The sequence below is a fragment of the Ligilactobacillus acidipiscis DSM 15836 genome (assembly GCF_001435755.1).
In the GTDB taxonomy this organism is placed as follows: Bacteria; Bacillota; Bacilli; order Lactobacillales; family Lactobacillaceae; genus Ligilactobacillus; species Ligilactobacillus acidipiscis.
Genome location: NZ_AZFI01000062.1, coordinates 1 through 10,608 on the forward strand (window position 1 = coordinate 1; position 10,608 = coordinate 10,608).

Annotated in this window: 12 protein-coding genes; all 12 read right to left on the minus strand. The window is 39.8% G+C overall.

The window, feature by feature from the left end:
* Positions 1-53: 53 nt before the first annotated feature.
* A complete protein-coding gene (sufB, locus tag FC65_RS05685; RefSeq protein ID WP_056971883.1) occupies positions 54-1,454 on the minus strand; it encodes a Fe-S cluster assembly protein SufB in 1,401 nt (466 codons plus the stop codon).
* Complete coding sequence (sufU, locus tag FC65_RS05690; protein WP_056971884.1) at positions 1,447-1,893, minus strand: Fe-S cluster assembly sulfur transfer protein SufU; 447 nt, start codon at positions 1,891-1,893, stop codon at positions 1,447-1,449. Before sufU ends, sufB begins: the two co-directional genes overlap by 8 nt.
* Positions 1,880-3,118, minus strand: a complete 1,239-nt coding sequence (locus tag FC65_RS05695; RefSeq protein ID WP_010499443.1) for a cysteine desulfurase — start codon at positions 3,116-3,118, stop codon at positions 1,880-1,882. Before FC65_RS05695 ends, sufU begins: the two co-directional genes overlap by 14 nt.
* Positions 3,099-4,382 (minus strand): Fe-S cluster assembly protein SufD, encoded by a 1,284-nt coding sequence (sufD, locus tag FC65_RS05700; RefSeq protein ID WP_056971885.1) that lies wholly within the window; start codon positions 4,380-4,382, stop codon positions 3,099-3,101. Before sufD ends, FC65_RS05695 begins: the two co-directional genes overlap by 20 nt.
* A 12-nt stretch (positions 4,383-4,394) precedes the next feature.
* A complete protein-coding gene (sufC, locus tag FC65_RS05705; protein ID WP_010499455.1) occupies positions 4,395-5,177 on the minus strand; it encodes a Fe-S cluster assembly ATPase SufC in 783 nt (260 codons plus the stop codon).
* 83 nt (positions 5,178-5,260) lie between these two features.
* On the minus strand, positions 5,261-5,617 hold the full coding sequence (locus FC65_RS05710; RefSeq protein WP_156408576.1) for an arsenate reductase family protein: 357 nt from the start codon (positions 5,615-5,617) through the stop codon (positions 5,261-5,263).
* A 224-nt stretch (positions 5,618-5,841) separates the two neighbouring features.
* Positions 5,842-7,038 carry an FtsW/RodA/SpoVE family cell cycle protein gene (locus FC65_RS05715; RefSeq protein WP_056971886.1) on the minus strand — a complete coding sequence of 399 codons (1,197 nt, stop codon included), beginning with the start codon at positions 7,036-7,038 and terminating at the stop codon, positions 5,842-5,844.
* 45 nt (positions 7,039-7,083) lie between these two features.
* Positions 7,084-7,302, minus strand: coding sequence for a DUF2969 domain-containing protein (locus tag FC65_RS05720; RefSeq protein WP_010499469.1), 219 nt, complete (start codon positions 7,300-7,302; stop codon positions 7,084-7,086).
* Positions 7,280-7,582, minus strand: coding sequence for a membrane protein insertion efficiency factor YidD (gene yidD / locus FC65_RS05725; RefSeq protein WP_029605706.1), 303 nt, complete (start codon positions 7,580-7,582; stop codon positions 7,280-7,282). The genes FC65_RS05720 and yidD overlap by 23 nt, the downstream gene beginning before the upstream one ends.
* A gap of 16 nt (positions 7,583-7,598) precedes the next feature.
* Positions 7,599-8,591 (minus strand): rod shape-determining protein, encoded by a 993-nt coding sequence (gene mreB / locus FC65_RS05730; RefSeq protein ID WP_056971887.1) that lies wholly within the window; start codon positions 8,589-8,591, stop codon positions 7,599-7,601.
* Between the two features lie 272 nt (positions 8,592-8,863).
* On the minus strand, positions 8,864-10,168 hold the full coding sequence (murA, locus tag FC65_RS05735; RefSeq protein ID WP_056971888.1) for a UDP-N-acetylglucosamine 1-carboxyvinyltransferase: 1,305 nt from the start codon (positions 10,166-10,168) through the stop codon (positions 8,864-8,866).
* A gap of 51 nt (positions 10,169-10,219) precedes the next feature.
* Positions 10,220-10,456, minus strand: a complete 237-nt coding sequence (locus tag FC65_RS05740; RefSeq protein ID WP_010499473.1) for a DUF1146 family protein — start codon at positions 10,454-10,456, stop codon at positions 10,220-10,222.
* Positions 10,457-10,608: the final 152 nt, after the last annotated feature.

Here is a 10,608-nt window from a genome sequence, read left to right on the forward strand (position 1 = left end):
ATAAAAAAGCCCTAAGCACTGACACACCAACACTTAGAGCATATATATTAAGCTTATCCTACAGACCCTTCCATCTGGTAATTGATCAAACGGTTTAATTCGACCGCATACTCCATTGGAAGTTCTTTAGTAAATGGCTCGACAAATCCCATAATAATCATTTCAGTTGCTTTTTCTTCAGAAATTCCACGACTCATCAAATAATATAGCTGTTCTTCTGAAATTTTAGAAACCTTAGCTTCGTGTTCCATCGACACATTACCGTTCAAAATTTCATTGAATGGTATCGTATCACTGGTCGACTTTTCATCCATAATGATCGTATCACATTCGACATGGGCAAATGAGCCATCGCTGTGCCGGTCAAACCTAACTTGTCCCCGATAGTCTACACTTCCTCCGTCTTTACATAGCGACTTGGAAACAATTGATGACGAGGTGTTCTTAGCATGATGGATCATCCGTGCGCCTGTATCAGAACGAATGTCTTGACCTGCAAAAGCAATCGATAGCATCGTTCCTCGAGCTCCTTGACCATCCAAATAAACACTTGGATATTTCATTGTTACTTTAGAGCCTAGGTTACCATCGACCCATTCCATTGTCGAATTTTCCAGAGCCTGTGCACGTTTGGTCTCTAAACTATAAACATTATCTGACCAGTTTTGGATCGTCGTGTAGCGACAATAAGCATTTGGCAATACATTGACCTCAACCACCGCAGCGTGCAAACTATCTTGTGAATAATTAGGTGCCGTACAGCCTTCAACATAATTAACACTAGCACCTTCATCAACGATGATCAGTGTTCGCTCAAACTGGCCTGAATTTCCAGCATTGATCCGGAAATAACTTTGGATCGGGGTCGAGACCTTAACCCCCTTAGGCACATAAATAAATGTTCCACCGGACCAGACAGCTGAATTTAAGGCTGCCATCTTGTTATCAGTTGGCAACACTAACTTGCCAAAATATTTTTTGACTAATTCTGGATACTGCTGTACCGCAGAATCAGTATCCATAAATACGATCCCTGTTTTTTCAAATTGCTGTTGCATGTTGTGATAAACAACTTCTGATTCATACTGAGCTGATGAACCTGCCAGATATTCACGTTCTGCTTGCGGAACACCCAATCGATCAAATGTTTTCTTAATATCTTCCGGAACATCATCCCAATTACGAGCAACCTTGTCAGCATCGCGTCTAAAATAATTGATCTTGTCTAGATCGATCCCAGAAAGATCAGGTCCAAATTTAGGCATCGGTAACTTTTTGTAAATCTCATAAGCCTTCAGACGAAAATCAAGCATCCACTGCGGCTCATTTTTGACTGCTGAGATCTCGCGGACGATATCTTCAGTCAACCCCTCCCCAGTTGTGTATATCGGTTCGATATCGTCTTTAAACCCGTATTTATACTCTCCACCAACATCAGGCACACTGCTAGTCATCGTTCTCACTCTCCTCTATCGCTTGATAAGCTGCCTTCCAAGCCAAAGTAGCACATTTGATCCGCGCCGGAAACTGTGCCACACTTTGTAAAATTGCAGCCTCTCCCAATAACCTTTCCATGTCAGGGACTTCTTTTCCTAAAACCATATCAGAAAAACCAAGCACCATTTTCTCAACTTCTGCGGTAGTTTTTCCCTTGATCTGATCAGTCATCATTGACGCTGAAGCTTGTGAGATCGTACATCCAGTCCCAGTGTATGCAACGTCAATGATCTTATCATCTTGTATTTTTAGTTGAACAGTTAAAACATCGCCACAAGTTGGATTGCGTAATTCGATCTCGTGATCAGCTTGCGGTAACGGCTGATTATTATGCGGATGTTTAGCGTGATCCATGATCACCTGTCGATATAAGTTGCTTAATTTAGAAAGAGCCATTTGAAAAGAACTCCTTTGCCTCCAAAATTGCATTAATAAACAAATCTGCGTCTGCTTTTGTGTTGTACAAATAAAAACTAGCCCGCGCTGTCGCACCAACTCCCAAATATTTCATCAAAGGCTGAGCACAATGATGACCAGCTCTGACAGCAACTCCATCCATATCCAAAGCACTGGCCAGATCATGGGGATGGATACCGGTTAAATTAAATGAGAGGACCCCTGTTCTAATATCCGGGTCTGATGGTCCATAAATTTCAATTCCGGGTATTTTTTGAAGCTTGGGCAAAACATACTTGCTCAACGACTTTTCATGAGCTGTTACATTATCCAAACCTACTTCAGTTAAATAATCGATTGCAGCTCCTAAGCCGACAACGCCGGCAATATTTTGGGTCCCACCTTCAAATTTATACGGCGGTTCTTTAAAGTCAGTATGATATAAACCAACATTGGCGATCATTTCTCCGCCAAATTCTAAAGGCCTCATCCCCGCTAGCAGTTCTTTTTTGCCCCATAATACACCAATCCCAGTTGGGCCCAACATTTTATGGCCAGAGAAAGCATAAAAATCAGCACCCAGTTTTTGCACATTGACTCTCATATGCGGCACAGCCTGCGCACCGTCAACAACCATGATCGCACCATGCTGGTGAGCTAATTGAGCAACTTCTTTAATTGGATTGACCACACCTAAAACATTAGAAGCATGACAAAGTGAAACAAGCACCGTTTTATCAGTAATAACGTGCTTAGCACTTTCTAAATCCAGCTGACCGTCGGCTGTTAAAGTAATATACTTGAGCTTAGCACCGACTTTAGCTGCCAGCTGCTGCCAAGGAACAATATTACTATGGTGTTCCATATAGGAAACAACAATTTCATCCCCAGCATGGACATGTGTCGCACCATAACCGGCTGCGACCCAATTCAAAGCTTCAGTCGTCCCTTTGGTATAAACTACTTCATGCGGATCATTACCGCCAATGAAATTGACAACTTTTTCCCTAACTTGTTCATACTGTTTCGTAGCCCGTTCAGCTAAAGTATGGACACCGCGATGAACATTAGCGTTATCATGTTCATAGTAATATCTAATGGTGTCCAAAACCTGCTTGGGTTTCTGAGTTGTAGCCGCATTATCCAAATAAACCAACTTTTCATCATTGATCATTTCTTTTAAAATCGGGAAGTCCTCTAACAGATCATTCATCTTTTTGTCCATTGACTAACTTCCTCTCGATCATATCTGCCAAAACTTTTCGAACTTCTTTAGATGGCAAGGCTGAAAGGACCGGACCCAAGAATCCTCTGATCACCAAACGTTCTGCAGTTTTTTTGTCCACACCACGACTCATTAAATAATACATCTTTTGTTCGTCGACACGTCCAACACTAGCTGCGTGTCCAGCAACAACATCATTATCATCAATCAATAATATCGGATTTGCATCACCCCGAGCCTTAGTTGAAAGCATCAAGACTCGACTTTCCTGCTGGGCCTCCGCACCACGTGCACCGTGAATGATATGACCGATCCCATTAAAAATCAAACTTGAGCGTGCCAAGATCACACCGTGTTGTAAGATATTGCCTAAGGAGTGCTGACCATAATTAGTGACTCGCGTATCGATTCCTTGAACCTGATCACCTGTTGAAATAGCCACGACTTTAACTTCAGCATGTGAAGCTTCGCCAACTAATTCAGAATCAAAATCCCCAACGATATTACCATCATTCATCATACCCATCGACCAGTCGATCCGAGCATTACGTTTTAGATACCCTCGTCGATTTAAGTAAGCGGTCGTGTTTTCTCCCAAACGATCGACACTGGCAAACTTAATATGACTGTCGGGTTCAGCAATAACCTCTTCAATAATATTAGCCGGGCAAGGCTTAGTACCAATAGTCCCAGTATTTTCTAAATATGAAACTTCACTTCCGCGATCAGCGATCAATAATAAATGGTGTACATAATCTCGCGACTGCCGAGCATCTTGAAAGAAATAAGAAGTCAGGGGGTGTTTTAAAATAACATTTTTGGGAACATAAATCAGCAAACCACTGGTCAAGTGAGCAACATGCTCAGCATTCAACCGATTTTCGGTCGGCTCAGTTGCCATCGTCATAAAGTATTTCTCGACTAACTCTGAATGTTTCTTTAAAGCCGTAGCCCAATCACAAACGATGACTCCTTTATCCATAAATTCTTGAGGTAAATCTTTTTGAATGACTTTTGAACCAATTTGGACAATATTTGCCTGCTCCGTAACTAATTTTTCATCTGTTAAACGATGGTCGCCAACTTCTAACTTACGTGTCGCATTAATTGGCCATGAATGATACTGAATTTTTTGAAAATTTGGTAAAGTTAGGTCCTCAACTTCTTGCTGAGCTTTCAGTCGCATTGAAGTGAACCATTGAGGCTCATCAACTTGTTGGGCATACTTTTTAATATCCTGATCAGTTTGCATTTCGACTGTCATCTGGTGCCCCCCCTATTCTTCATCGACCAATTTAACATCTAAGCCCAGCTCATCTCTTAAACCAGCATAACCTTCATCTTCCAGTTTCACTGCCAACTCAGCATCGCCCGATTTGACGATTTTGCCGCCCATCATGACATGCACAACGTCTGGTTTGATATAATTCAATAACCGCTGATAATGCGTAATGATCAGTGAACCAAATTTCGGTCCCCGCATTGCATTGACTCCGCGTGAAACAACTTTCAAAGCATCAATATCCAAACCAGAATCGATCTCATCCAAAATAGCAAATTTAGGTTCGATCATCATCAGTTGTAATATCTCATTACGTTTCTTTTCTCCCCCTGAAAAGCCTTCGTTTAAATAACGTTCTGACATTTCTTCGGTCATGTCTAAGGTCTTCAAAGTATGATCTAATTTTTTTAAGAATGCTGGGATCGGCATCTGATCATCCTCTGCCCGACGCGAATTAATAGCAGCACGGATAAATTCAGCATTGGTAATGCCGGGGATCTCAGCAGGGTACTGCATCGCCAAAAACAAACCGGCACGAGCACGTTGATCTACCGGTAAACCAATGATACTTTGTCCATTGATCAAAATATCTCCCTTCAAAACTTCGTAATTTGGATTTCCCATGATCGTCTCAGACAAGGTCGACTTCCCGGTTCCGTTTGGCCCCATGATAGCGTGGATCTCACCGGTCGTCATTTTTAAGTTGACTCCGGTCAAGATTTCTTTTTCTTCTTCTTTTGCTTTAACATGTAAATCTTTTACTTCTAAAGTGGCCATATCGTTTCTCCTTTGAATTCATGTTAAGTACTTCTCATTCATTCTAAAGCAAATGAGAATCGTTTTCAATTAGCTTAGAAAAATTAATGTGAGCATTTTTCTGCATAAACTTCTTCTTTAAAGCCACATGTGAGCTTGTCTCCATCAACCATCAAAGGGCGTTTGATAAGCTTTCCATCGGCTGAAAGCAGTTTTGCAGCTTCTTCATTAGTCATCCGCGGCAACTTGTCTTTTAAATTTTGCTGCCGATAATGTTGACCACTTGTATTGAAAAAATAGCGCAATGGTTGTGAAGAATTATTCAACCATTTCAATAGATCTTCTTTAGCTGGCGGCTGCACTACCAAATCTTGTGAATTGTATTGAACATTGTGTTCGTCCAACCATTTCTTAGCTTTTTTACATGTCGAACATTTGGAATAACAATAAAACATTTTCACTTCAGTCAACTCCCTTAGTTCTCACTTGACTAATTATTTGATAAACTCAGTATGAATTAGAATTGTTAAAAAAACAAGTTACAGACAAAACTACTCTTTGAAATGACAAATTTTTCTAACAAAAAAGCCGCCTAAAGTGATTAGAACTTTAAGCAGCTTTCCTTGATCATTATAAAAACATGACCGCATTTATAGTTATTTATTAGTGCTTAGTAAAAGTTAAACTACCTGAACTCTTCATTATTACTAAACATATAACTCTTATAATGATATCTCATCGACATTATTAGTCCCACTCCGATCATATTTCCAATCAAAGCAGAACCACCTTGGCTTACAAACGGTAGCGGAATACCTGTTAGTGGCAGCAAGCCAATACTCATCCCAATATTTTCGAAAACATGGAAAATGATCATCATGATCACACCAGTCGAAATATAGGCATAGAATTCATTTTTGGTATCAAAAGTGACTTGGATCATTTGGAAAATAAGCAATAAATAGATAAAGATCAAAACACAAGCACCAACAAAGCCGAAGTTTTCACCAATTACGGAAAAAATCATATCTGATTCACGCACCGGCACATAAACTTTCGAAACATTAAAACCTTTGCCTAATAATTTTCCTGAACCGATGGCCTTCATGCTTTGCCATAATTGATAGGCGCTAGAAGATGTATTAGCAGACGGATCCAACCAAGAGTCGATCCGCTTAAACTGATAATCTTTAAAACCAAGCGACAGTAGCAAACTTCGATCATAAACTACTAAAAAGATCAAAAAACCACCCACAGCAGCCACAGCTAGGAAAGTTGGTATGATGATCTTCCAAGAGATCCCGGAAAGCAGCACCACACCGCCAAAAATGGCAAAGAAAACCAGCATCGTCCCGAAGTCATTTTGTAGTTCCAATAAAACTGCCACTGGCAATGTCCAACCGACCATCTTGCCAATCAATTGCCAGTCACCTCGAATAGTATGACTAACATTCTCACTATTATGCTGCGTTACAACACGACCCAACATAATAATGTAGGCAGGTTTCATAACTTCGGACGGTTGGAAAGTCAAAGGTCCAAGTGCAAACCAGCTCTTGGCGCCCGTCAGTTGAGCATACGATCGACTATATAGAAATAAGACCATTATCAAAAGAAAAATCCCAAAACCATATACGATAGGAGCAACCTTCCATAACTGTTCAGCATCAAATTGCATGATGAATACTACAAGTAAGATACCTAAAGTATAAAAGACCGCTTGAGAGATCATCGTTCTAGCAATGCTAGTTGTGCTTGTATCATTACTAGCGGCAACATAGATCGAAGCAATACCGATCACAGCCAACAACAAAACTGACAAAATTATTCCCCAGTCGATTCGTGAATCTTCATCGTCGCTTCTTCTCAATTTTGTATTCATGGTGAACGAATAACGCTCCTTTATTCAAAAATCAAGTTCATTTTCTTAACTATGATGTAGATGAAATTCACGGATCAAGGCATCAATACCAGCTGACCTGCTAGACATATGTGTTTCTTCCCCATTAGGGAAAGTCACCACATAGCGTTTTTTATCCTGGCGTATCGTACCTATGGACTCCTTACCTAAAGTCAGCTGGGAGACAAGTATGCCATTTATCCGTTTTTCTTCTTCAACTATTTCAATGTTTTTTTCTTTCTTCATTTTCATTCCTCCATTTAGCTGCAATCGAATCTTCCTCTTTGACCCAATCAGTATTACGAGAAAGTGTAAACTTATCTGGAACTGGATCATATCCTCCATGAACAAACGGATTACACCGTAAAATTCGAGCTGTTGCCATTAGTATTCCTAAAAAACCATGTTTTTCTATAGCCTGAACTGCATAGTTAGAACACGTGGGATAATATCTGCATGTCGGAGGAAATAAGGGAGAAATAAACCTTTGATATACCTTGATTGGAAAAATCAAAATGTTTTTCACAATTATCACCAGCTAATTATTTTAAGTCAGTTATCTTTTCAGGATTTTCCAGTAGAAAGCCTGTTCCTTTTGCAACATCTTGCAAAGGAGTTTCTGAAACGTGCACAGGAACACCCAACTGATCCGAGAATAATTGCCCCAAGCCATCGATTAGAGCTCCACCACCAGTCAACATAATACCATAATCGATAATATCAGCTGCTAATTCAGGTGGGATCTGTCCTAAAAGATCCTTGGCCGCTACAACGATACTTTCCAAAGTATCATGGATCGCACCTTCGACCTGATCAGAAGTTAATTCAATTTCCTTAGGTAATCCATTGACTACATCACGACCGCGTACTTGGACCTCTTCATTACGATGACCAGGAACCGCAGTTCCGATCTCAATTTTAACTCGTTCTGCTGTATGTTCACCGATCAATAAGCCAAAATCTTTTCGAATATAGTTCACGATATCCGTATTGAGACGATCACCAGCAACACGTAATGAGCTGCTAGCAACGATATCACCCAATGAAAGAATGGCTATATCACTAGTTCCGCCCCCAATATCGACTACCATATTACCCACTGGTTTAAAAATTTCCAAACCAGCACCAATTGCAGCCACTTTTGGTTCAACATCGACATGGACTGCTCCATTACCAGATTTTTCGGCAGCCTGCCGAATAGCCTTACGCTCAATATCAGTTGTCCCTGTTGGACAACAAATTAAAATATCAGGCTTGGACATTAATCCTTTAACATTTAGTTTTTTTATAAAGTAAGCGAGCAATTGTTCAGTCATATCAAAATCTGCAATTACCCCGTCTTTAAGCGGGCGGACTGCTCGAATGTTTCCTGGTGTACGTCCCACCATTTTATATGCTTCTGAACCAACTGCCAATATCCGGTCCGTATCTGTATCAATTGCCACTACAGAAGGCTCATCTAACACAATGCCTTTGCCTTGAACATTGATCAAAACATTGGCGGTCCCCAAATCAATACCAATATCCTTTGCCATTATAGTTCTCCTTTAATTTTATACAATAAGTCTAAATTAAACCATATCTAAGTCATTATATCAGACTGCTAATAAGATGTATATAGTTGCTGATACATCAACGTTTTCAAAATAGTTAAGTCTATTAATTTTTCTAAATTTAGTCAAACTCTAATGTTAAAATAAAAAACGCCCACTATCAAGACTAGGTGGACGATTTTCAAATTCCAATTTAGGTAAATTCAAAACACAAACGGCCCTATAACTCGTAAAAATTGGGCTGTCTGCAAAAACTAGTTTTGTGTTTTCTTTTTGAGATCGATCGTTGTGCCTGTTAGGTCGTCAATTCGTTTGATCGATGCACCTAAACTAGCGAGTTTTTCATTGAAGTGATAGTATCCACGATCCAAATACTCTAAGTTAGTAACTTGAGTAATGTTTTTAGCAACCAAGCCTGCTAATACAAGTGCAGCGGCTGCACGCAAATCAGTGGCTGCAACTTCTGCCCCAGTTAAGTCATTCGGACCGTACATCACAGCTGAATCGCCTTCGATCTTAAAGTTGGCATTCATTCGGCGTAACTCTTCTAAATGCATAAAACGATTCTCAAAGACCGTTTCCGTCATAACACTAGTACCGTATGCTTCTAATTGTAAAATAGACATTTGCGGTTGGAGATCAGTTGGAAAACCAGGATGCGGCAAAGTTTTGACAGTGGTAGGCTGTAATTTTTCTGGTCCAATAACACGGACCCCATCTTCCTCATCAGAAACAATAACTCCCATTTCTTCTAATTTAGAAATCAATGGTTTATTATGCTCTGATATTGCATCCTTGATCAAAACATTGCCATGAGTCAATGCAGCAGCAACCATGAATGTTCCTGCTTCGATCCGGTCTTGAATAATAGAATGTTTTGCACCATGTAACGAAGAAACTCCAACGATTTTGATCGTTTCAGTACCCGCACCTGTAATTTTTGCACCCATTTGATTTAAAATGTTAGCTAAATCAACGATCTCAGGTTCACGAGCAACATTATCGATCATAGTTGTCCCTTTGGCTAAGGTCGCAGCCATCATGATGTTTTGAGTAGCTCCAACACTTGGAAAGTCCAAATAGATATTTGCGCCAACTAAACCGTTAGTAGTCGCCTCTATGTATCCGTCGTGTTGCTCGATTTTAGCTCCTAAAGCTTCCATTCCCTTTAAATGCAGGTCGATTGGTCGCGTACCTATCGCGCACCCACCAGGCATAGCTACTTTTGCATGTTTCAGCCGAGCCAACAAAGGACCTAATACAACGATCGATGCTCTCATTTTTGAAACATACTTGAACGGAGCTTCATATGATAGATCCCCAGTCGCATCCAAAGTGATCGACTTTGCTTTTTCATTAAAGCCAACTTTAACATTTAAGAAACGGATCACATTGTTCATAGTGTAAACATCAGACAAAATTGGAACGTTTGTCAATTCTGTTCTGCCTGTTTCCGGCAAAATGCTTGCTGCCAAAATCGGCAAAACAGCATTTTTTGCTCCTTCAATATCAACAGTTCCACTTAACCCTTCCCCGCCACGTACAATAATCTTTTCCACGTTTATTCCTCCAATAGTTTAACCAGAGTACATCATAAATATTTAAAATTATTATTTACTAAATAAATACGAGAGATTCCGAATGTTATCAATAAAGCTTAAAAAGAATTCACTACACAAAAAACCAAGGGCAACGGAAACCAAAACCAATACAAGTTTATATTTTCCCTGCCTTTCTGGTACGATATAACGATCTAATCTTAAAGCCTGTAACGCAGAAAAAGCGAAACCAATGAAAACAAAATGACTCACAATCGTTAAAATTGCTTGAAAACCCATCCACTTCATAAAAATCCCTCAAATCAATGTTTATAAACTTAATAATATCATACATAAATAATTTTAAGCAACTGACACGGAGGGCTTTATAATCTTTTTAAGTATTTTTTCAAAGTTTTTCATTATCACAAAAAAAGGTTCTATAATATTTGGTACTGATA

Bases quoted from the DNA above. Each gene is read 5' to 3' on its own strand.
- sufB (WP_056971883.1), bottom strand. From the start codon at position 1,454: ATGACTAGCAGTGTGCCTGATGTTGGTGGAGAGTATAAATACGGGTTT.
- sufU (WP_056971884.1), bottom strand. From the start codon at position 1,893: ATGGCTCTTTCTAAATTAAGCAACTTATATCGACAGGTGATCATGGAT.
- FC65_RS05695 (WP_010499443.1), bottom strand. From the start codon at position 3,118: ATGGACAAAAAGATGAATGATCTGTTAGAGGACTTCCCGATTTTAAAA.
- sufD (WP_056971885.1), bottom strand. From the start codon at position 4,382: ATGACAGTCGAAATGCAAACTGATCAGGATATTAAAAAGTATGCCCAA.
- sufC (WP_010499455.1), bottom strand. From the start codon at position 5,177: ATGGCCACTTTAGAAGTAAAAGATTTACATGTTAAAGCAAAAGAAGAA.
- FC65_RS05715 (WP_056971886.1), bottom strand. From the start codon at position 7,038: ATGAATACAAAATTGAGAAGAAGCGACGATGAAGATTCACGAATCGAC.
- FC65_RS05720 (WP_010499469.1), bottom strand. From the start codon at position 7,302: ATGAAGAAAGAAAAAAACATTGAAATAGTTGAAGAAGAAAAACGGATA.
- mreB (WP_056971887.1), bottom strand. From the start codon at position 8,591: ATGGCAAAGGATATTGGTATTGATTTGGGGACCGCCAATGTTTTGATC.
- FC65_RS05740 (WP_010499473.1), bottom strand. From the start codon at position 10,456: ATGAAGTGGATGGGTTTTCAAGCAATTTTAACGATTGTGAGTCATTTT.